Annotated in this window: 3 protein-coding genes and 1 pseudogene (1 of these 4 running past the window's edge); all 4 read left to right on the top strand. The window is 67.6% G+C overall.

Features of this window, described 5'->3' with window-relative positions; genetic code table 11:
• Positions 1 to 8: 8 nt before the first annotated feature.
• Positions 9 to 341 (top strand): annotated as a pseudogene (locus tag ACZ6DL_RS25130) (WXG100 family type VII secretion target); the annotation flags it as partial.
• 744 nt (positions 342 to 1,085) lie between these two features.
• A complete protein-coding gene (locus ACZ6DL_RS25125; RefSeq protein ID WP_466054683.1) occupies positions 1,086 to 1,772 on the top strand; it encodes a hypothetical protein in 687 nt (228 codons plus the stop codon).
• Between the two features lie 151 nt (positions 1,773 to 1,923).
• Entirely contained in the window at positions 1,924 to 2,358 is a 435-nt protein-coding gene (locus ACZ6DL_RS25120) for a YbaB/EbfC family nucleoid-associated protein (RefSeq protein WP_466054645.1), read from the top strand.
• A 163-nt stretch (positions 2,359 to 2,521) separates the two neighbouring features.
• Positions 2,522 to 25,509, top strand: partial view of a LuxR C-terminal-related transcriptional regulator gene (locus tag ACZ6DL_RS25115; protein WP_466054643.1) — the 5' portion only. Its footprint extends 17,104 nt past the window's final position; the window shows 22,988 of its 40,092 coding nt (coding positions 1-22,988); it begins with the start codon at positions 2,522 to 2,524; its stop codon lies off the right edge, out of view.

The following is a 25,509-nucleotide window of genomic DNA, read 5'->3' as shown; positions in this document are numbered from 1 at the left end:
GTTCGCCGATGCGCGACGTCCCGTTCAGCAGCCGAAGACGGCCGGGCCGTCTCGATATCGACCCAGGGGGTTGCGTGGCCGAATCACTGTCGGTCGACCCGGCCCAGCTGCGCGAATCGGCGGCGGAGCTGCGGCAGGCGGCCGAAGACGCCGAACGGGTGGCGAACGAACTGAAGGCGGCACTCGCCGACGAAGGTGAGTTCTGGGGTGACGACGAAGCCGGCGAGACGTTCGCACACACCTACAAGCCCGGTGCCGACCGCACGTTGGAGGGGTTCGACGACCTCGTCGCGGACATTCGGGCGATGAGTTCCGCGATGAAGCATGCGGCCGATGCGTTCGAGGACGGGGACCACTACGGGCGGCAGAACATCCGAAACTCGGCCGACGATGGCATCCTGTACCCGAACGCACCGAGCCGGAACCCGTCGGCAGGACCTGTTCCGCAGGCGACGGCCAGCGAACCCCTGAGCCACACAAACGATTCCGCACGGCCGCCCGGCACGCCCGATCGCCCGGCGAACGGAGACTCCGCCCGTCCGCAGCCGGACGCACCGAACGACCGCGGCAGTCTCGGTACACAGCAACCCCTGGAATCTGGCCGGCAACCCGCAGCGTCCGGACAGCAGCCCACAGCGTCCGACCAGCAGCCCGCAACGTCCGGACAGCAACCTCCGGAATCCCGACAGCCGGACGATTCGACGAGCAATTCCCCAGAAACCGCATCGCCCCAGGACGAATCCGGCGACCAACCCCCGGCAGCCGAGACCGGATCGCCGACGACGCCCGGTAACGGCACAGAGCGACAGGGAGCGCCGGCGAATACACCGACGGGGAAGCAGGCAGGTCCACCGACGATGCCGAGCGGCCGCAACGACTCTGGCAAGCCGTCGGCGAATACGCCGTGGACGCGGAACGGGTCGGGCACCCCTTGGGCAAAGGCTCCCAGCCCCTCGGGCGCGCCGGCGAACGAAACGCCGCCTCGGGTATCTCCTCCACGCACCCCGGACCGCCCGCCAGCGGGCAAGAAGCCGGAGCCGGCTCCGAAACGTCGCGAGCAGAAGCGGGCTCCGAAGCCCGCAGGCGTGCGTGCGCGCCGAGCAACCGATGCCGAGGCCATGCGGATCGCGCGGGAGATGGCCGCTCGGCACAACATCGAGATCGTCGGATTCGACGCGGCGGGTATCGCCGCGGCCACGGTCCAGGACATCGCCGACGCTGTCGACACCGTCCTCCCGCGGATGCCGGGCGCGCTGTGCGGAATCGAGATCCGGGATGTGACGGGTTCGCTATCTGCCGTCGAGAATCGCAGCACGGCACGCCGATCGGGAGAGGTGGCGCCGTGGATCGTGCTGGCTCACACTGCTGTGATCGATCCTCGGATGTTGGCCGGCCGTTCCCGGGCGACGACCCGAGCCGGTACTGCACGGCGACCGATGTATGCCGCGATCCTGCGGGAACTCGGCGCCGCGATCGACCTCGCCGGCGGGTTCCGGGCACACAAGGAGGCGCAACGCGCGCTCATCACCGAATTCATGCGGATCAACGGCCCCCGAGGCGAGACGCTGAGCCGGGTGGTCGCCGGCTATAAGCGATGGCGTGCGCAGCTCGGTGACCACTGTTTCGAGCAGGGTCTGTTCGTTCCGGGCAGAGCGCTGGCCGAGGGATTCGCCGCGGTCGAATCGAGTGAGGACGAGGCCAACGGCCCGCAGAAGGTGCTTGGTCGGCTGTTGGTTGCGATGTCGCGTGCGGAGTTGCCGGACCGGCGATGAGACCCGCCGCCGCCTGGGCGGACGGCGTCTGACTTCCCCCTTCCCGCCAGTGGTGAGAGTTGCCACGCACCTGCCGGTCATCATTATGGGCACGTTCGGAGGTCCGCGGTCGTCGCTGTCCGCTGAGGGTTTCGAGTCGGAAGGTTGTGGCATGGATCGATGGGAGCGCGAAGGCCTCCGCTCGGCCAACAACGGCATGCGCAACCAGCTCGAACATCTCCTCGACTCCTTCGAACGTCAGCAGGGCCGACTCGCCGATGTGTTCCGAGAACTGGAAAACGCTCGCACGCGAGCGAGTTCTCCCGACCAATCGGTAGAGGTGACCGTGGACGCCGCAGGCGTGCTGACGGATTTGCGCCTCACGGCCGCGGCGATGCGCCAGACACCGGAGCAGTTGAGCGGGGCGATCGTGGACGCCACTCGGGCCGCGGCGCGCCGAGCGCAGCAGCAGGCAGAGGCGCTCGCCGCACCCGTCGACGACGACCTCGACGACCTGCCCGACCTGCCCGATATCTCCCCGGGCGCCCCCAGTCTCAACGAGATTCGCGCCTTCTTCCGCGGGGACAACGAAGGTCCCCCGAGATAGCACCGGGCCGCGTAGTGCAGACGATGCTGCGTACCTGCCGACAACCGGAGAGGAACTCCCCGCCGGCGCAAGGGCCTGGGATTCGGACGCAACCGTGCGATGCCGGCAGCGGTAGCGTTCACGGAGCCGCTTGCCGGATACGCATCGACGAATGCGAGCGCACATGACGCTGCGTTTGCCGGACTGGCTCCCCCCGGCCGTAGTGATGTGTGTCGCCGGGCACTTCCCGCTGGGCGACGAGTACGCGGAACGACGCGCCGCCGATGCCTGGTCGGATAAGGCCGAATGGTGTCGTGAACAGGCCGAATATCACGAAGCCAAGGCAAAGCCGCCCGAGGGCTCACACGGCGAAACCGTCGCCGCTATCGCCGACAAGCACCAGCGCACGGCCGATCGCTTCCGACAGCAGGCCACCAATTGCGACAGCCTCGCCAGGCAGCTCTACGAGAGCGCCAACGCCACCGAGCTGCAGAAGATGGTCATCATCAGCATGGCCGTGATCCTGGCCATCCAGCTGGCCCGGTGCGCACTGATGTTCGCGGCCGGTGGTCCGATCCAGGCCGCCATAGCACAGATGGCGACCCGAACCGCGGCGCAGCGCGCGTGGATGAGATTCGTGGCATTCCTTTCCGGACGCGGTGCGGAACTGGCCGCGGAACGCGGCTCGATGGTGCTGCTGCGCAACGGAGTCGTGATCGGGGTAGCACTGGGCGGCGGCACCCAAGCCGGCGCCCAGGCGATTCAGGTTGCCAAGGGCGACCGCGAACAGATGGATTGGAAATCGGTCGGCGTGGCAACGGCCGCCGGTGCTGTCGGTGGCCTTTTCGGCATGCTGTTCGGACTCTGGGCAGGCCCGAAGGTCGCCACCATCGGCGCGAACGCCAACAGCACCGCGGGACGGGTGGCCCTGCAGCTCGCCGGCACCACCATGGTCGGCGCCGGAGCCGGAGCCGTCGGCGCTCTCGGCGGCACCGCCGTCTCGCTTGCGCTGTCGGACCAGCCGTTCAGCCGCAAGGCCTTCACCGAGGGCCTGATCCCCGGTATGGGTAGCGGATTCATCGGCGCCGCGGCCTTCGCGGCACAGGGGATGCGCAGCCGGGCACCACTTCCCGACACGACTGCCGCCCCCGTGGCCGCACCGGATGTCACCACGCCCGAAGCGTCGCCTGGTGCGCTCGTCGACACACTGCGCTCGCATGGCATCGTCACCGCTGACTTCGATCCGAACAACCCCTCCCACACCCATCAGCAACAGCAGATCGACAATCTTCTGGCGCTGCTGCACCAAACGGGGGCCACCGCGGACGTCCCAGCCCGTCCCGCACTCCCGTTGAACAAAGCCGACTGGCAGCCCGCGAATCTGCCGAATGCGTTGCCCGACAACTTCAACCCGGTCAAGTCCGCCAAGCCGCCCTCCGGTGCCGTTGCCACACCAGCGGATCCGGCCCCCGCAGCCCCCGCGGGGACAACGCCGAAGGCTGACGGAGGCAATCAACCACTCGATGTGGCGCCGCCGAAAGAGTACAAGCGGCCTCCGGAGCAGCCGTTCTCCGTGCCGAACAACAGCATGGACTGGGAACCACCCGCAGGCATGCCCGGCGCCCTGATCGACAACGTCAATCCCGTCAAGACCGTCACCTTCCCCGCGGCCGCCATCCCGTCTACCGTCAATCCGGTCGGCGTGCCGAGCACCGGGACGGATCCGGCATCGGCGGAGGCGCCCGGGTCACGGAACGGTCCTGCCGCACAACCGGACTCCGAAACCGTCGGCGCCGCTGAAGCTCCTGTCGACGGGGAACTGCCTCCAGCACCGCGCGACTCGGATAACAGCACAGCCGAGAACGCGGGCACAGCACGGCAGACCACCGAACATGATCACCCTGCAGCCGGGCCCGACCACTCGGTGCGGCCACACCCCACGGATACCGGCGAAGGCAGTGCTCGACCGGCAGATGTCGCGCCCGGGTCGGCTCACGGAAACCGGATCGGCGACGACAATTCCTCGGCGGCAACGCATTCCACGCCGGAGCACGCCGCGGTGCCGGACAACGCCGCCGCCACGGCTCGACCGCATCCCGGCGGCCGGGACACGGCGGGCGAGGGGCCGGCCGGGCGAGGTCGCGCCGTCGCGGATGCCCGGGGCGACGATCCGGCGGCCGGGCCGTCGTCATCGGTTCGGCAACAAGGTGTCGCAGCGGACGAGGAATCCGGTCCGCGACCCGTCACGGCCGACCCACACGACGCATCGGCGCAACAGAACCCGACCGTGCCGGCGGAGGAATCCGGTCCGCGAGTGGTCACGGCCGACCCGCACGACGCATCGGCGCAACAGAGCACGACCGCGTCGGTGACCGAGGGCCAAGGGACACAACGGGTTCCTGACGTGGTCACCGATCCCGAACCGGTCGTGTCCGAGCTGGTACCAGCGGCGGCGCACAAGGATTCGGCCGACGGCCTGTCATCGGACCACGACATGTCCCCGAGCATGACGATCACCACCGACCCGTCACCCGCTCCACAACGCGGTGATTCCGGTCCACGCTCTCCCGGAGGGGACAGGCTCGCGGACGCGGCCGGGCAGCAGCGGCAGACCGTGCAGCCGTCGGGCGGCCCGGCGCGACCGGCCGCAGGCGCCCAGCCCGGCACACCCGCTGCCGGTGGTTCGCCCGCTGCCGCCGGAGGCAATCGGCCGCCACGTGTGTCGGCCCCGAAGAATGCCGCAGCAGAGCGCCCTCCGGCCGTCGAACCGGTCGAAGGAGCGCGCGGGCCGGCCGAGGACGGCCATGCCCCGTCAGGGTCGGCGACCGCCCACGCCACCGACAATGACAACCGGAGCACACCACCCGCGGCCGCCGAACCGGAGTCGGAGCACGGTCGCGCGGCTGACGGCACCACAGGCGACGAGACCGCGCGAGCCACGCATCCGGATGAGGCGAATGCACCGGAGCGCGCACTCCCTGCCGACGAAGGCGCGAATGGTCAACAAGCCAAGGGGCATCCCGATGTAGTAGACGAGGCGGGACCATCGCAACCGAAGCCCGGTGAGTCCGATACCAGCGGAGACGATGTCCCCGGCGGTCGCGCGGGCGACGATGATGCGAGTGAGCAGCAAGCGCAGACGAAATCCGCTACCCCCGACGACGCGGACGCGCCACCACCCGAGTCCGGACACGCTCGCGCACAGAATGATTCGGATGGTCCACCCACCGCTCGCGATGAAGACCCCGCCGCGGACGCGCGTGCGAGGGCGAGAGCCGAAGTCGAGCAGCGCCATGCGGCCGAGCGGCAGCAGAACGAGCTGGTGCGCGAACACCACCGGCAGCGTGTCGAAGCGGCGGCCGAGCGCGAGCGGGCCGCCCATGCCGAGCTACAGCGGCAGGAGAAGGCCGTACAGGTGGCCCAGGAGCATGAGCGGGCCACCCGCGTCGGCTTCGGCGACAAGATGCGCGATCTGTTCGGGCGGGGCACGGCGGAGGATCGGGTGGCCGTCGAAGCCGCGCGGGCCGCTCAAGAACAGCTCCAGCAGGCTCAGGCGAAGGCGGTCGAGTGCCGGGACGCATACGAGGCTGCGGTAGCCCAGCATGACGCCGCAGCCCAGGCCCGAGCCCGTGACCTGGTCGAAATCTCGGACAACGCGGGCGTTTCGCTGATGAACGACTACGAGGCCGGGGTGCTCACCGATCGCGACGCCGTGTTCGAGGTGGTTGCCCAGGAGCGGGTACGCACGGCCCTGGATGCCGGTCGCGCGATCGGGGAGTTGCGGGAGCCGGGCAGCACGGCCGACGGTACGAGCCCGTTGGCGAACGCGTCACCGGAGTCGCTGGCCGACACGATGGTGCGGGGATCAAGGGAGGAGCGCGTCGCGGCGATGACGGAATGGATTCGCCGGGGTGACGACCGGCATCGGCTGGTGCGTGAGACGCAGGCCGCGGCGTTCCTGCTGCTCGAGCACGGTCCGGTCGATATGAAGACCGGTGAGGGCAAGACCATCGTCATGGTGATGAAGAAGGTATCCGACGCCATTGATCACGGCACCGCACATGCGTGGACCAGTAGTGATCTGCTCGCCGGTGAGCTGGCCGGTGAGTTGCAGGCATTCGTGGCGCGGCCGGAGTCGGATACCGGGATCGATGTGGTCCGGATGGATCAGGACGGTCCGCTGCCGGATCCGGTACCCGGCCGTAGCCGGATCGTCGTGGGCACGAAGGAGGACTACCTGTTCCGCGCGTTGAAGGTCGCGGATTCGATGATGAACGAGCTCGCGGCCAGTGGCATGTCGCACCAGGAGATGACGGCACTGCGGGACTTCCTCAACACGAAACCGTCGATCGATCTGATCAAAGAGAGGCTCGATACCGCGGCCTCCGGTCACGGCCTGGACCTCCGGTACGACCCGTTCCCCGCGGGCAAGCTCACCGTCGACGAATTCGACACCATCTTCGACGGCAATTCCGAATGCGTACTTTCCCCCGGGGCAGCGGAGGAGGCCACACCCGAGGTGGTCGCCGAACTGCAGGGGATCTGGGATCGGCTGACGACCGCGGAGCGCGAACACGGTTTGACGGCAGCGGATTTCAAGAGGCCGGAGAACACCCGGGGAATGTGGGCCGCGGAAACAACCCTGGCGGCGGTCGCCAAGCTGGAGAAGGTGGCGGGTGGACCGGTCACCGTCTCGGAGCTGAAGCTGTACGCCGATGCCGCCAACGCCCGCTGGGGGCTGGAGAAGGGCACGCACTACATCACCCGGGCGGACGACGGCGAGGGCGCGAAGATCGGCATCCTCGCTCACGAAACCAACGACAAGGCGATGTGGGACAGGACGAAGTCGACCGAGGTGCGCTGGCAGGACGTCGGTCAGTTCGTCGACCTCAAGGAAGGGCTGCCGGTCCGGGCGAATCAGGAACATTCGCTGCGCATGTCGGATCAGCAGTTGATCGGCAGCAAAGTGCTGTTCGAGCCGTCTGGTTTGTCGGGCACCATGAAGGGCGTCGAGGGCATCACCTACGACCTGTACGGCGTGGGGCCGGTGCCGGAGCTTCCGACATTCTATACGTCGCAACGGGTCGTGGAACCGCCGAAATTCTACGAGAACACGCATTCGAAACTCACGCAGCTGGCCCATGACATCGTGCGGGATGCACATGTGGTCGACGGGGAGCAGACCGGCCGTGCGCAGTGGGTCGTGTGCATGGACAACGGCGAAATCCGGGGCGACCCGGATGCCGGGCGGATCGGACTGATCGACCTGCTCCGCGCAGCGGCGAAGGAAGAACACGGCGAGGGATTCGAGCTGAAGTTCGAGGTGGTCGATGCGGAATTCTACGCCGAGTACGGCGGTAGCAACGCCGACGCCGAGGCCCTGGTCAGGCAGAAGATCGAGGAATTCGGGGACAAGGGCACCATCTATATCACCAACAAGGACGGAGGCCGCGGCGCCGACCCCACACCGTCGCGGGAGGTGATCGATCTCGGCGGTGTCGACGTCAAGGTCAGCGGCGGGCCGTCGTACTCCGAGCGGGTGAACGAGCAAGTCGATGGTCGTGGCGCCCGTGGCGGATCCGGCGACGACCGCGAGCACGGTGGCACCCCGGGTTCGGCGGTGCACTACGTCTCCCCCGAGGACTTTCTGGGCCGGGTCACCGATCACGGCGTCACGCAGCAGATCGTCCAGTACCAGGAAGCCGTCAAGGCCCACCGGGCCGCCCAGGAACAGCACGAAGCCCTCAGCACCGAGGCCACCCGCATCGAACTCAACAAGACCGAAGCGGCGCTGCGAAACGCCGAGTCCGACCTGTGGAAGCATGCCGTCCCGGCGATGAAGGACGCCGTCGAGCAGAATCAGCTCGCCTCCAAGTACGCGAGCGCCAACCAAGCCAACGCCCCACCCACGGACGCACATGGCACCGCGACCCAGCAACCCCAGCAACCCCCTCCCCGATCCGCGGGGACGGCGGCGACCGGTCCACATGCGAACCCGCACGCCCCTGCCGCCACCCACAACGACACCCTCGTCCCGACCGCCGCAGGCCTCGCCGCCGGGGCGGCATCCAACCTGGCTTCCGGTAACCCACCGGCCGCACCCGACCTGCGTGACGAGCACGGCGACAGCACCCTCCGCCACCTCCTGCAGGCGCTGGACGCACCCGGCGGGCAGGCGGCCGCACCGTTGCTGCCGGTGGCGCAGGCCGTCCGCGACGCGGCGTTCGATCAGGTCGAGTCGCAAGGGATCCCCATCGGCACGGACGTCGCCGACCACGTGCGCGAGACCGCACGAAATCTGTTGAACACCAGCCTGAATCAACTCGATCCGGCGCAGCGTCAACTCGTCACCGACGCCGGGACGGTGCTGCAGCAAGGACGCCGGCTCGAAGACGCGCACACCGCGGCCGTCGCCCAGTTGGTCGCACAGGTGCCGGCCGCCCAACCCGTCCTCGCGGCCGCCGCGGGTACCACCGTCCCGTTCGACCAGCTGCCAGCCGGCGACCGCACCGAGACACTGCAGCGGGCGCAGCAGGGCGACCGGGCCGCCGCGCAGGCCTTGGACCGCCATTTCGGCCCCGCCACCGCTCAGGCCATGTGTGCCGTACTCAGCGGGGATGCGGAGCACGGCACCCCACCTACGCGGATCCAGCTCCTGGCGCACGCCGTCGCCCGGGCCACGCTCGGCGCCGCCGAAGCCGGTGGCTGGCAAGTCCCCCCGGGCGTCGACATCGGCGACTGGCTGCTCAGCCGAGCGCGAGACACCTGGCTCGACAGCCTCAATCACCTGAATCCCGCGGTACGCCGACTCGTCAACGAAGCGCTCGATCCCCGATCCCGCGGCGGCCTCACCGACGCTCAGGTCACCCTGTTCGGTTGGGTCGCGCAGGAGATCGCAGGACGGACCGCCGATTCGACGGCCCGGCAACGGAAACCCTCGGCCGAGAACCGCGACCGCGCGAACTCCGCGAAGACGGGCGAGGCCGATCGGAAAACCAAGCAGGCCATTGCCCGGCAGTTGTTCGAGACGTTCGGCATCGAGGTGCTCGGACTGGACAAGCCGGGGATCTCCGTCGACACGGCTCTGTCGATCAGGAATGCGATAGTCGACGGTTTCGCGGCAGGGCGGGAGATCAAGCTCGACGTCGTACTGGTCGCCCCCATGGTCGGCAATACCGGTGCCTGTATCTGGACTCCCGAAGGCATCGGAAAGGATGCCCCGACCTTCATGGTCCTGAACGAGAACCTCTTCGGTGACCAGGAGAGATTCCGGAACGCCATGCGGAAGGCGGTGCGGGCAGGCCACCTGATGGCCCCCACCGGCGATCCCGCGTACGACGCCGTCAGTCACGAAATGGGCCATCTGCAGGATGGCGCCGCGCGGAAGGGGCTCTACGACGAAAAGCCGATTGCCCATCTACGAGACGGAGCCGTCCAGGGGAAGGACTACCAAGACTCCAAAGAGGCACGAGCATTCGGATTCCTGTACACGCATTTCACCGAGTTCAAAAAGGCCGGCATGCTGCCACCGGACCTCGATTTCGACGACTGGCTGGGACAGCTCGATTCCTACAGCAGCAGCAGGAAGAAGCTGAAGGAGGCAGAGGAATCCAACCGAATACTTGCGGGCGAAGAGTCGCAGGGGACTTACGAGCCCAAAATGGGCGACCTCGCGGTATTCAATCCGGCAGAAGCACTGGCCGAGGCGAACAATGCGTTCGGCAGGACCGCACCGGCCGATCGCACACATCCCGCCTACGTCTTGCAAGCCCTGCTTCGAGACATTCCGTATTTCCAGGTGTTGCGGGAAGCCGAACAGCGCAATGCCCTGGTGCAGGCGGACTATCGCGGTCCGGTCCCGGCTGCGTCCGAGTCCGGTACGAGCATCGCCTCGAACGGCCCGTCCGCATCCCTGGCCGCGAGATGGCGCGCTATGTCCTCCGCCGCCCGCGCCGACTACGCGGAACAGCAAATCGCATACTTGAACCCCGACACCGGTTTCGTGCTCGACGAGTTGGCCCGGCTCCAGGCGGAGCATCGCGCCACGGTCGCATCGACCTCGGATCGCACCTCGCAGACGTCCGAGCCACGGACAGCCCAGAGCAATTCCTCACGCGGGGTGCCCGGGCGACCTGACGACAGGTCGGCGTTCCCACCGGAGTTCTGGCAGCAGGTCGATGAGTCCCGCGGGCGGGCGGCTGCCCCGGCCCCGATCCATCTCGGTGATCCCGACGATGCGCAGCCGGACCCGACGCAGCCCGTCCCGGACTCGCCTGGCTCGGTCCAGGCGTCGAGGCGTGCTGCTTTCGACAGCTTCCGGCGGCAGATCTTGGCAATCTACCTCGCAGGCCCGTCGATCGAGCGGAGCGATGTGGTAGCCCGCGCCCTGGCCGATGCCGACCCCGATGATCTCCGGCGCGCTCTCCGCGAGGCCGGGCTCGACCCGAACGAGAACCGGATACTCCGCCAGTTCTGGCCGGGCCAGCCGGACCGGACGGCCGCAGCGGTGCTACCGGCTCCCGGCGAGGACATGGACCCTCTGCTGTGGGCTCCGATTCACAGATTCGCCTCGGCGGTCGCTCGCGTCCGGGCATCCGGGGAACCTCCCGCGGCGGTTCCGGAATCGGATCGGACCGAATCCGACGCTCCGATCCCCGGCAGAGGCGGGCTGACCCCACGGGAGCTCGAGGTGTTGCGCCTGAGTGCGCGCGGCCTGTCGTACCCCGAGATCGGCCCTCTGATGGGGATCTCGCCCAAAACCGTCCAGAGTTACGCCCGGCATGCGTGTGCCAAACTCCGCTGCCCGAGTGTGATTCCCGCGGTCCTCGCGGCGGATCGGGAGGGATGGCTGGACGAACCATCCGGCCCGCACATCGACGTCGAATTCTCTCCGGACGAGGTCGCCATCCTCCAGCTGGCGGCGAACGGCCTGGACAACCGTGACATCGCTGCCGAGCTGGGGGCGACGCGGTATCGAGTGCGGACGTTCATGGCCGCGTTGCCCGGCCGTTTGGGTGTCGAGGGCAGGCTGCCCGGTCTGCTGGCGGCACAGCGGCAGGGGGCGTTCCAGCCTGGCGATCCCCACTCCGCGGCGACGCGGAAGCACGTCGATCTGTCTCCCCGTGAACGCGAGGTTCTCGACCTGGTCGCGGCCGGTCTCACGGATCAGGCGATAGGTGACCGGCTGGGAGTCAGGGCATCGACGGCGCGGGGCTATCGGATCCAGCTCCAGGCCAAGCTGGGCACCTCGGATCACGAGGAACTGGCGGCCCGGGCGCGCGGGTTGGAGTCATCGGCCGCGACGGCACGGACTGTCGAGCTGACCGAATCCGAGGCGCTGCTGCTGCACCTGGTCACGAAGGGCGTGCCACACGAGACCCTCGCGACAGCGCTCGGCTTGCCGAACAGCGGGTTGGATCCCGTACTGGCACAACTGGCCGACAAGATCGGCACGCGCGGCACGATTCGGGTGTCGGCGCAGCGGCAGGAACCGACATCGCGACTCGAGACACTCGCCGAGTCGCTGCCGGGCGCGAGCGGTGATCCGGCAGCGGTGTCCTGGGCCACGGTGCGCGCCTTCCGTTCTCGGATCGCCACCCACCCGGCCGAACTGACCGGGCGTGAACCCGAGGTGCTGCGGCTGGCCGCACAAGGCTTGTCACTCAAAGCGATCGCTCGCACGTTGGGCGGATCGCACACCACCGTGATCAACGAACTCGACAGCATCGCGGTGAAGCTCGGAACCCCTGACCGGGCCGTGCTCCTGATGGCGGCGCGGCGGGCATGGTCGGCCGACCACCCGGAACCGATACCCGAACCGACGGCCGACGTCGGTCTGACACCGCTGGAAACCGGGGTCGTGCGCCTGATGGCCAAGCGATTCACGAACCCGGCTATCGCGACAGAGCTGAGCATCTCGGTGCCGTTGGTGAAGTACATCCGGCGCGGCCTACGCGCCAAACTCGGTATCGACGACACCGCCGGGCTGGTCGCCTGGGCACTGCACAGCGGTATCGCCGTCGACGATCCCGCGGACGCCCCGGACCCGGAGTTGCAAGCGCGCGTCACGGACGCGCTGCGGCGGGCAACGGATAACGACAACGACCGAGACGAGTCGACACCCGGCTCGCACGAGACCTCGCCCGTCTCCACCCACAACGGATCCGGCGAGGCACGATCGGCCGCGCCTACCGAAGCGGCCTCGGACCCGGCCCAGACCGCGCTGGCCGAGCACCTCGGGCTGCCCCCGGGTGCGGTGACGCGGGGAGCTGTACGTCTGGCCCTCGCCCTCGTCGCGGAACAGACACAGGCCATGCCCACCGCCGTGACCGTCGACGCTCGGGCGCTGAGTCGATGGATCCGGTCCCAGCTCGAACTGCATGCGGATCAGGAAGCGGCCACTCACGAGGGGGCGCTCGCCGAGCTGGAGCGGCGCGACGGTGAAGAATCCGGTCTCCGGGATGAGGCCGATCCGCTGGACCAGAACGGTTTCGACAACCGGCGCCGGGCACTCGATCAAGAGTTGCGGGCACTGCTGGGGTTGCAAGACCTGAGCCCGCCCCAGCCGATGACCGTGGGCGAGGCGCTGGCCGAGCTGTACTGGATCACGAGCCTGACGGACTCGCCGGAGCTCGAACACCTTGGCGCCGCGGCTGAGACCTTCCTGTGCGCCACTCCCGAACCGCTGTCCGCGGTCCCGCTGGACACGGTCCAGATCCACGCGCTGCGCAACCAGCTGGCGCAGCAGGTGGGCGTCGCCGACGACGAACTGACCCGCGCGCACGCCGAAGTGCTGGCCGCCGACGAGACCGTCGCGCCGCAGACGCGCCGTCTGGCGGAGCGCTACCTCTCCCTGCGCCGGATAGAAGCCGTGCGGAAAGCCACGCGGGCCGATATCGCCCGGCTGGCGGGTGTGGGCGAACCGTACGTCAGCGAAGTGTTCCACGGACGGTTCGGCGCGAAGAAGCCGTGGCACGGCGAGACTACGCAACGCGTCCTGGCTGCCGCTCACCAGTTGGGTGTACCGCCGGACCGCGCGGACATCGCGGCCCTCACCGATCCGAACTTCGTGACGCGTCGGGTTCGTCCGGCGCGTTGGGTCGGTGACGAGTTCGTTCCCGCGCGGATCAAGCCGCAGCCATCTCGCGAGAGGTTGACCGAAGCAGCGGGCACGGCCAAGGCCACGGTCCGTGATGTGGTGAAAGGCTCGGGCACGCCCGATGACATGCGGCTGGTGCGCGGTGCGGCCGACGAGATCGGGTTCTGGTATCACCCGGACGGGCCGATGGGGACGGTCGACGCGATCACACTGTCGGAGGGCGAATTCCACGTTCTGCGCCTGATCGCCGACGGCATCGCCGAAGATTCCCTCGCCGCCCTGCTCGGGATGACGCCGGACCAGTCGAACCGGCTGCTCGTCCGACTGGCCGAGCGGGTGGGATTCGAGGGGCCCGTCCGTATGCCCACGGACACACGATCGAGCGGTTCGCCCGACGGCGCCGTGCCGTCGTCCCCGAAGCAGACCGGTCTGTCACCTCAGCAGGTTCAGACTCTGCGACTGGTGGCGGCGGACTTGCCGTATACCCCCATCGCGGGCACGGTCCCCGCGGACGTCGTTCGGGCGTTCCGTTCCGCCGTCGCGGAGCGGCACCCCACCGCACTCACCGGCAGGGAAAGGGAAGTACTCGCGCTACTGGCCGATGGCCTGACTTCCGGACAGATCGCGGCCAGGCTGGGGTTGTCCCGCAACACGGTGAACGGGTACATCGCGCGCGCGGAAATCAAGCTGCACACCGACGGCCTGCGTCCCACCGTGCAGGCGGCACAGCAGCACGGACTCATCGGAGAAGCAGGTGCCGACCAGCAGGTAAGAATGCCACACGCGGAAGGCAACACCGACGAAGAACCTCCGCGTGCCATGGACCCACCGCAGCCGGCCGCGACGACGAGCCGCGACGCAGAACAGCGCGCAACGACCTCCGGCGACCGCAATGACCCCGTCGCGATCGACCTCGATCCCGGCGAGCCCGACACACGCGACTCGGAATCGGCCGACTCGCCGACGCCGAGTCCCGCGGCAGCGCCGGTCGGCCGTACTGACGCAGCAATGACGGTCGCCCCTGGACATCTCCCGCTGACCGAACGCCAGGGGGAGATACTCGTCCTGGTCGCCGCCGGACGAACGAACCGGGAAATCGCAACACTCCTCGGCGTCTCGGTGCGGACCGTGGAGAAACACCTGGACAATCTCCGCACCGTCTACGGGCCAGGATCGCGGTGGCACCTGGTCTCGGCCGCCGAACAGGACGGCTCCATTCCTGTCACCGCACGACCCACGCGAAAGCCGCTAGCCACCACCGAGGATCATCGAACGTCGGAGCCCGCGGCGCCCCCGGCCAACCCCAATGCGCCGACAACCCGCCAGCGGCAGATACTCGCACTCGTCGACGCCGGCCTGACGAACCACGAAATCGCCACCGCCCTCGACATATCGAAGCGGACCGTGGAAAAGCACCTGGACAACCTCCGCAAGCTGTATGGGTCCGGTTCTCGCGCGCGGCTTGCCGCCGTCGCAGAAAAGGAAGACGCCCTGCCCCGGGCCGGGGATTCCGCAGGGCAGCGCAACTGGACCGCACAGGATCCGGACGAAAAGCGTTCGGAGGCGCCGAGAGCGAAGCCGCCCGCACCGACAGCCCGCCAACTGGACGTACTGGCGCTGGTGGCCGCAGGCCGAACGACTCGGGAGATCGCGGCGATCCTCGGCATCACGGGGCAGACCGTGAAAGCACATCTGGATAATGCACGCGAGGTGTACGGTCCTGGTTCGCGCGCCCAGCTCGCCGCAATTGCTGCAAAGAATGGTGACCTTCCGTGGGTCGCCCTCTCCGGCAGCGAACACGAGTTCCTGGAATGGTATCGAGCACGGCGTGCCGACAGGTCTGGTCGACCAATCCAAAGTCTCGCCGATTACGCCGAGATGAATTTCCTCGAGCCGGCCCAGCTGCACCGCTGGCTCGAATATGCCGGAATCGACCCGAACGACAACGACACAGCGCCGGTGGAAACTGTTCCGCGACCCGATGGGGACGCCACAACCTGGCACATCGAGTTGCGTCGGTTCCTTGCGACGACACCGGCCTGGATGGACGAGTTGGTGGGCGCCGCCCCCGGCACCTGGGAGGCGGTGGAACGAGGCGAACGCGACCTCGAAGTCAGGTATGTTCGAGCAGCCCTTCGCCGGATTCCCGGTGCTCGCGCACTGTACCTCGATGCCGCCCGGCTCTATCCGGCTCTGCTCACCACAGATGGCGCGCCCGCGTATCCCGAGGGGTATTCCCGCATCGGCGACTATCTGGAATTCCGTCGAAAATCCCACAATCTGAAGCGGTCACAGCTTGCCGGCCGACTGAAGAAGGGGAAAAACACGGTCTCCCGTTGGGAATCCGGAGAAAGCAGACCAGCAAAGGATGACGTAGCTGCACTACTCGAGGCCACAGCGTCCGAAGACGATATCTTCTATGACGATATCTCGGAGTGCTACTCACATCTGCCCAGAGGTACAATTCTTTATCCTAGCCCCTTCGACTCGGAATCGCTCGGCGCGTATTTGCGACATTTCCAACACGTGAACAAGCTGTCCTGGTCGGAAGTCGGGAATGTATTCGGCGTCTCCGCCGGTGCGGTCCAGAGCCTGGAGACCGGGGTGCGAGATCCGCTCGACCTCACCGTGGTGCGAATTTACCGTCAAGCCTTGCATCGCGCCGGCAGGTGGAATGACGTCGCCACCGCATGGGGATTGCACCACCTTCCAGACCTCGACAGCGTATCGGTCCCCCACCCCACCGACTTCTATTCCATACATGACTGGATTCGAAGCGTCCGAATCTTTCGAGGAATCCCACCGCTGGAGCTGGCCAGGAGAATTGGGAAATCCGACGCCTGGGTTGGCTTCACCGAAGACAACCTCAAGCCTGGCGTCGAAGATCTCCGGCGAATTCGGGACGCACTCGAAATACCCAATGACACACTCGTATCAGCACTGCTGACCTACTACTCGCGCACGGATGTCGAGGAGCGCGATCCAGAGGAAGAGCGGCTTTTCTGGGATCTGATCGCAACGCAACCGGGTTCCGCCGAGGAAAAGCATATCCGAAACAAAATATTCGAACGATACGCACAGCTCGCGGACGAGGTCGCTGCCCGTCGGTCCATCCCGGCCGAGCACCGCAACGAGTATGCCCAACAGGCAGCCATAGCAATTCTGCTGGCCACCCGGAACTTCGTCCCGCCCGGCAATTTCTTTCCAGCCGCCTTGATGGCCGCTCATTACTCCATCATCAGGACGCGACTGGAGCTGCGGTATCCGGGCATGAAGCCGCAAGTGCAGAGCATTCTCGCGAAGGTGGATAAATACATTCGCACGAATCGCGTCGGTACCAGCACTCCCGGCATCGCCGAGATCAGCTCGGCATTGAATCTCACCCGCGAGGAGGTGATCACCGCCCTTCCGCTCCTCCGGCAGGTATCGAAGGATGCTCCGGTCGAGGGCAGGTCCGGACCGGGTGATATAAATCAGACGGATGAATCTCAGTTCACCGATGTGGAATTCGCAGACAAATTCGACCGCGCACTGTCGGGTCTCGAGAATCCCGGACTGGCGAAACGCATTGTATTCATGGTCCGCTCGGCCGATTTGTCGACCGAGCAGGCTGCCGCCAGGTTGGGGATTACGGCCCAGCTCGTCGATAAATACCTGGCCCAGGCCGAGGAAAGGATCCGAGCGGCATTCGCCGACGAATTCGGCATGGCTACCGACCTGCGTCCCGCTGTGCAGTCGGCACAACACCTGGAGCAAGCACCAGCGGCCGGCGAACAGCAATCGGCCAGCGACCGTGAGACGACATCCGGCACCCGGATCGATGCTGTCGCGATCGACCTCGGCGACTCCGACGCACCCGACTCGGAATCGGTGGAAGAGGTCACCACGGCCCTGCGGAACAGTCTGCCCGGCGCGGTCAAGCAGGTCCTCGACCAGATCGATGTCGAGCTGCGCTCCATGACCGATGCCGAGCGCCGCGACGCCGCCACCCGAGCCGACCTCACCCGCCTTCCCGGCTGGGTGGTCGACCGCCTCGCCCATGAAGCCAAGGCTCAGGAGCTCGCCCGCGACACAACCACTCCCGAGCAGCGCGCCGAATGGCTACGCCGGGCAGAACGATTCGACCACGAACTCGCCGACATCCTCGGCCTGCCCCAGCCGGGTACAGGATGGACCGACCGCATCAGCAGTGACCCGCTGCACCACCTCCGCGCACTCACGCGCCGCCCGGGCACCCCTGCTGAACTCCGTCACCTGGTCGACACCGCCACCCGGCGCCTGAATCTCGAGAACGTCGCCGCAGCCGTCGAACCGCTGCATCGGGCGCTGGCCGACTGGCCCATCGCCGAACACATCGACCGGGCCGCCGCCATCGCTTGGGAACTCGCGTCGCAAGCCCGCGCCGACGGCGGCGGGACACCCGCAATCTCCGTTGCCATCCACGGACAACCAGGTCAACGGTGGATCGAGATCCACGTCAGCGACGACAGCCGCACCCTGCCGGCGCGCGAGAGCGGTGACAGCCCCGGGTGGCGCGCCGTCGACCTCCTCGACACGCACACCGAGACCTGGGGATGGGTGCTCCCCCGCAACAGCGGAAAACAGGTCTGGTTCAAGCTTTTCGAAACCGCCGACACCAGCGACCCCTCGCAACCACCCCGCGAACTCATCCTCGACCTGCTCATACCGCAGGACTCCTTGCGGCAGGGCCCGGGGCTCGCGCGGCGAGCAGTACGACAGCGCTTGCGACAGGCCGGCCACCCCGATCCCTACGACCTGACCGTCCTCGTATCCGACCTCGTCCAAAACGTCTACCGCTACGCCGACCAAGGCGACGCACGGGTACGAATCCGGCTCGACGGAGACACGATTCGCGTCGGGATCACCGATACCAGCCGTGGCCTACCCGCACGACAAGAGGCAACCACCCAGGGCACCGTCAGCGCCGCCGCCTTCACCGATGACCAAGCCGCCGAATGGGCCGAAACCGGGATCGTCGCCGCCACCCACGGTTTCTTCCTCGGCATGCTCGAAGCGATGGCCTCGGCCTGGGGCGTGACCCTGGAACGCGCCGGCGGCAAAACCATCTGGTTCGAAGTGCCGATGCCGCCTAGGGCACCCGGCACCGCCACCGATCAACCACCGAACACACCCGCATCCGATCCGGCCACGCCCGCATCGATCGGCATCGACCTCAGCGCCGTCGACCCGACCGGATTCGGCCGGAACCCTTCGACCACCAGCGCGGACGCCGATCCAACCCACCCGAACGATGGGACGCAGAACCGGTCGACCCCACCCACGGACACCGACGGCCGGCGCCCACCCACACCCGGCAACCGAATCGACCCTGTCGCACTCACCCTCCACCCCGACGAACCGGAAACGCCCGAATCGACGGCTTCTACCCCCCGGGCACCGACCGACCCGAACGAACACGACCCCGCCCCGCTGCCCACAACCCGGGAACTGGTCACGGATCCGGGAAAACTGAAGATGTTGCGGCAGGAAGTCGACGCACTGCGGCGGCAACTGCTCGAGCTCAGCAACGGGCGCGCGGATCTGTCGAGCGCAGCAGCGGTGGACAGATTACTGGGGGCGCTGCTGCAACTCGAGCGAGAAGGCAGGCTGAACCCCCGCCAGGCTCGCGCACTCCCGCTGGTCGAGGAATATCGCGAGAAGTCCGGTCTTCTCGACGACGCCGAAGGAGTCCGCGGCCAACACCGGGAACACAAAGCCAATGCCGCTCTCCGGTCGGATCAGCCGGAAGGCGCCGAGCCATCCACCTCCCACGGACCCGACCCCGTCGCTATCGACCTCGACCCGGACGAACCGGACGCGCCCAACCCCGTCACACCCGCGGAGACCACGGCGGTCGCCGGGCAATCGTCGGTCGATATTCGCACGCGAATAGCAGAGTTGGGCGCTTTGCAGCACGAGGTCGGCAGGTTGGCCTCCGAGCTCGCGCAAGCCACGCGAGAGGTGGCAGTCGAACGCATTCGGACCGAAAACGAGTTGCTGCACCGGGTGGGTTTGCCGATACCGGAACGACCGGCGCCACAGGCGTGGAGTGTCGCGCGGTGCGAAGCGGAACTCACTGTGCTGCGGGCGGCGGTGCAGCAGGCGCGATCGGAACCGGCCGACCCGTCAGCGCTGGATCGGGTCCGGCGCCGCGAGGAAGAGGTTCGCCGGTTGACCGAGCCTCTCGAACGCTATCGGACTGCGCTGCAGAAGATGCAGACCATGTCCGAAGAGTTGCACACACCGATGGCGCTGGCGTATTTCGAGGGCAGGTCGGCTGATGACGCCCGATTCGGCGTCGAGAGATACCAAGCGAGTCCCCACGTCGCGTTGGAGCGCGAACGAGGCACGTACAACACTTTGATTGTGGCGGCATCACGAGGCCGCCATGCCCAGGTGCTGCGCGAATTCGTCCAGAACCACCCGCAGTTCCAGGATGTCTATCCACCGCGGCGGCGGTTCAGGCCCAAGTTCGTCGAGCTGATACCCAAGCCGGACGGCACGGTGAATCACCTTGTGCTGTACGACCGCCCGCGCGACTCGCACGATCCTCAACTGGACGAGTTGCATTATTACGAACCCGCAGCCGCACTGCTCGAGGCGTATATGCGCGCTACCTTCCTGGGGTTACTGGGAGGCGCCACCTTCCCGGAGTGGCTCGCGGACCTCGGACCGGAAGCGTTCTACCAGCCGGACGAGATCCGCTACCGAGGCTTTCAGGTCGGTGAACTGAAAGGGGATGATGTCGTCAAGATCGGACAACGCCTGGCCGAACGCGAACTCTCTTGGTACGAACAGTCTCTCGAACAGGCGATCGCGTCACTGGCCGAAGAACAGGGACCGCTGACCGCACGGGAGGTCGCTCGTAGTCTGGCGACCCGGGAGTGGACGGTTGCCTCCACCCATTATTCCCCGCAGCCTGGTCGCATAGCCTCATCCGAGATGCACGAGATCATCGTCGGAGGCATGCGCATCACCGTTCCGATGGCGAAGGATGCCACCGGGCGCTGGGTGATCGCCGAACCGCACGGAAGCGATGGTCTGGGCACCGAGAATGTTGTCGCGTACTGGTTCTCCCAACTGAGCGCACGGACATCGAAGAGTTTGCTCACCAAGGTCACCAAGGCCTTGATAGCGGGATCGACCGCCTTCGCGACACCACGCGCCGCCTCCGCCGAGTTCACGCCCCAGCCCGACGACGGATGGGACGAACGATTCGCTCGCGAAATCGCCGCGACGGAGAAACCCATCGCGGCGCAATCCCGGACCCCCGATGACGCTGATCCTGACGAACCCCGCGGACCCGACCCGGTCGCTATCGACCTCGACCCCGACGAAAACCCACCGGCAGACCGGCAGACCGACAACGCGGAATCCCTTGACACCGAACAGCTGCGGACGCTGCGTGCCGCGGTCGCCGCGAGACTGGCAGGCACAGCGGAGACTTCGAACGATCCCGTGCGCAGTCGCGCACCCGCTCTGATCGATGAACTGATGGCCGCGCGGCACCGGCCGGATGCGCAGGTCCCGGCGGACCGGCTGCGGTTGCTGGAGCAGTTCGCGCACCAGATGTCGGCATGGTTGGCCCGCGCGGACGAAGCCGCCGAGGCGAACGCCGCCTACGAGCAGGGGCTGCGGGAAGGGACGCCGGCGGTCCTGCGGGCCAGGCAGGACGCCGCGGAGATCCGGCTCGGATCGGCTCTCGCCGCCGTCGCGGAGGTCTGGGCACAGACACGCCCCCGGACAGACACGCCGATCATGACCGGGCCCGCGGACCACCTCCGGCCAGGAGAGACCGAACGGCTGCGCGACGTGGCCGAAACGATCTTCGGGGAGATGGTGGCCGCGGGGGCGGCGGTCGATGCGGTAAGCACCACCGACCGCCGACAGCTCGCCCAGGCCACGCAGCGCTACGACGCGCTGCGAGATATGTCGCAGTGGCTCGAGGAACTGCTGACCTTCGCGGAGCAATGGGATACGACACGGATAGGCCTGGAGCGCCTCTCGTTCCTGCTCGATCACTTCCGCGCGGTCTCAGAGCTGTTGGCGGCGACCGAGATTCGCGACGCTACGGCCACTGCCCTGGCCGGTGCGACCGACCGGGAACGACGACGCGCGCAAGCCGCCGAGAACTACGGCATGGCCGACCGCGCGGTCCGCAATATCGCGGAGATGCTGGGCGAACCGCAGCATCGCGCGACCGCCACTCCCCCGGCGGCGCAACCCGGCGCACCCGTCGTCTGGCCCGGCGCGGACGGACAACCCGACTTCATCGCACAGACCCGGCCCCGGCAACACGATCTGACCGAACTCGCTTCCGGTGAGCCGGCGCCGGCCGATCGAACTCCCGAGGACCGCGCAGCGCAGCCCGCATCGGAACACCCACGGGGACGCGATGTCGATGAACCCCGCGGCTCCGATGAAACCGCACCGCGGCGCTATGTCGAACAGAACCTGACGGTTGAGGATCTGGGTGCGGTCGCGGCAGCGAGCGATCGGGGCAGGCACGCGCACAACGAGGACGCCTTCGCCCTGATCCGAATCAGCGTGGGCGGCGAAGAGGCCACCGCACTGATCGTGAACGACGGTCTCTCCCGGCCGAAGGGCGGTCACCGCGCCTCCGCGGCCGCCAGGGCAGCCGCCCACGATTTCGTGGTGGCGGCGCTGCGGCGAGCCGACCGTGACGGCCGGATCGATCCGGTGGCCGTAGTCGAAGGTGCCGTGGCCGCCGCCCAGGAGGCGGTACTCGCCTTGCCCCCGGAGTCTCCCGCGGACAACCCGCCCGCCACCACGATCGTGGTCGCGCTGATGGAGTCGGGACGGCTCACCGTCGACTGGGTGGGCGACAGCCGCGCGTACTGGATTCCGCTGGACGGCGGCCCGCCGATCCAGCTGACCAGGGACGACTCGAAGGTCCAGGATGTGCTGGACGTCTTCGAGGACACCACTCGTGAAGAAGCCGAACACTCGCCGATCGGCGGCCCGGGTCTCACCCACAACCTGGGCCGGTCTCTGGACGGGCTGAAGCCGCGCGAGAAGACCCGAGACATACGCGGCGACGGTGTCGTCCTGGCGCTGACGGACGGTGTGTGGGAACCGATCAGCCCCGATGACCCCGAACCCGTCGCGGCCATCGTCCTGCGGTCACTCGCCGAGGCACCGGGCGATCTCGGCGCCGTCACCCGCGCACTGGTGCGGGCAGGCATCGAAGCGGGCACAGCCGACGACGTGACCGCCGCGGCGGGATTCCTGTCGGCCGCGAACATCGACGCCCCCGCGGAGACGACGACGGACCACGATCGGCCCGCGACCCCGGCCGATCGCGGCGCCGGCCCCGTCGCGATCGACCTCGATCCGGACGAAGCCGATCCCACGCCGGTGGGGTCACGACAAGCCGAAACCACTGCGCCGCGGAACTCGCCGGATCGAACCGGTGCAAAGCCGGGCCCACAGCACGGCACGACCAACGAGGCGAACACCGCCGGCAGGGTCGGCACCCCGTGGGACAACGCACTACGGCTGCGGCAGGTCCTCGAGCAGCACGTCGCGAGCGGACACCCGGAGTCCGCGACCGCCCTGCTCCAGCAACGGCTCGCTCTCCAGATACCTGGCCTCGCAGATAATTTCGGTCAGCAGGCAGCGCACCACATCGCCGACGAGATATCCGCGACCGCGATCGCACGCCTCGGGCAGCTCGGTAACCGAAATATCGAGTCGTGGTTGAATAACATTGCGCGAGAAGTTATCTGGCACCATCGCCGTATCGCGGGCCCCTGGCACAGCATCCTGGAGTTCGTTTCCGAATGCGCACAACTCGAGCGAACCGATCCGCTGGTCCGGCTGCTCGCCGAAGCCCGAACCACGGATGTGCGGCGTATCCTGGAAGGGTTGCCGAGGCACCGGCGTGACCGTTTGATCCGCGCCTTCTGGCCCACGGGTCCGGCCACACCACCTGCCGCGCCCGACGGCACCGAATCCGATCGTGATGCGCTCTGGGTCGCAGCACGCCAATTGGCCACCGCGGTGGCAGCCGCCGCGAACTTCCCTGCCCAGCTACCGGTTCGGGCCGCGAGCAGCGGACCTCGGATCGGCCGACCCAGCAGCCCCACCCCGACGACGGCATCGCCCTGGCTCACCAGCAGGGAACTCGAGGTGCTCAACCTGCTCTACCAGGGTTCGACCTATGCGGAGATCGGGCGAAGGCTGGGTGTCGCCCCGACGGCGGTCAGGAACTACCAGAGGAACGCGGCCAAGAAGCTCGGTACCGCAGGCCCCATCCGGACGGTCCTGGCGGCCAGGCGGCAGGGATTCATCCACGACGGGGACCGACCACCGGCCGGTACCGTCCACCTGTCCCGCGAGCAACGACAACTCCTCCAGTTGATGGCCGACGGCCTCACGGATCAGGCCATCGCCGAAGTGCTGGGTGTGGCCACGCTCACCGTCAAGCGCCGCCGAGCCCGGATCGGCGCCGTACTCGGCGAGACGGAGCGCACTCCGATACTGATGAAAGCCGTACGGGTGGGCGCCTTCGACGAACCGGCGAACGAAGCCACCGCGCCGAGCGCACCCCGCAGACCGGACACTGTCGCCATCGACCTCGGCGACCCCGACGAACCTGACACACCGGCGGAGCGATCAGCGCAGGGCACCGCGACGCCCGGCGCCACCCCGTGGGCTCGACCCGCGCAGAGCGAGACGCCGCCGGGAACCGCGGCGCTCGATATGAGCGTTGCTCGGCCCGGTCCCCTGCTGCGTCGAGTCCAGGAGGCGGAGCTGGCCCGGTACCTCTACGGTCGGCCGGAGGTCAAGACCGCGGCGGTGGCGGTGCTGGACCGGCTGGAGACGGTGATCAAGGGCCTGTTTCAGGACGTGCTCGAGGATCTGCCCGCGACGGAGCGGGACGAGCGGATCCGAGCGGTTTTCGACGCGTCCGCGAGGCCGCGGTGGGGCGGCATGGTGCTGCCGTCGGTGCCGATGGACGAGCTGAAGCGCGACGGAAACCTGCGCGAACTGTTGTCGGCCATGCTCAACGCCATGATCCGCAATGCCGAGCTGGGGGAAGCAGCGGTGGGTCTGACGTTGGACCAGGGCATCGCCCGATACATGAATCAGACGCTGGAGTGGCGACGGAGCAAAGCGCGCGAACTGGGGCTGGACTTCGACGCGCTGGAGGCGGTTCGCGCGGCCGTTCTCGGGGACAAGCAGCCCGGAGAACCGGTCACCTGGAAAGACCTCAACCCGGTCGAGTACGTGCGCAGGCACGACGACGCGGCCGATCGGGCCTACGCGGAGTACGAGCGGCGAAAGGCGGCATTCCCCGAACGAACCTCGGACGCGCCACATCTCATTCCCACTTCCCGGGATGCCGTCGCGCTGGGCATGCCGCTGTCGCTGCGCGAATTCGCGGCACTGCCGGAGCGGAGGGTGCTGCGGATCGGCAAACTCGACCTCGGGGGCGGCGTGGCGATTCCCCGTCTCGACGACGGGCGCGTCGATATCTCCCGATTGGAAGCCCAGCTGCGAGAACACGACGACTCTGTCGCCTATGTCGCGCCCATCTATGTGCTCGACCCGCGCGGACATCGAATCGTCGACGACGAGGGTTGCCGCATCGCATCGATCAGCGTCTACCACGATGAGGGCACTGTCGGTCCCGAGGAAGCCTTCGCCCTCGACCACTCCGAACGGGTCATTCAGCTCCCGTGGCGACCGGGTTACGTCTACGTCGACCCCGATACCAGCAACGACGACATCCGCAGACTTGCCGAACAGGAAATTCCCTCGAACGCAGGCATTTCCGGCACCGCCACCCGGATGCTCGCCCGCTTCGACTGGCTGCGCCCGCCCGGCGTCTCCCGGCACGATTTCATCGCGGCGTTGATCGCCTTCATGCTCCCCTACCAGCACACGGTGTACGAAATCGTGCGGGGCTTCGAGATGGCGGGCGTGCGGATGGGCGACGACCCGGAGTCGATGTACCGCACGATCATCGAACAGTTCGGCCCAGGGCAGCGACCCGACCGCTCGCCCCGTGCCGAGGCGAGTAATAC

This window comes from Nocardia sp. NPDC041819, assembly GCF_055590505.1.
The sequence above is the reverse complement of the archived record's forward strand: the minus strand, read 5'-3'. Positions and strand labels throughout refer to the sequence as shown.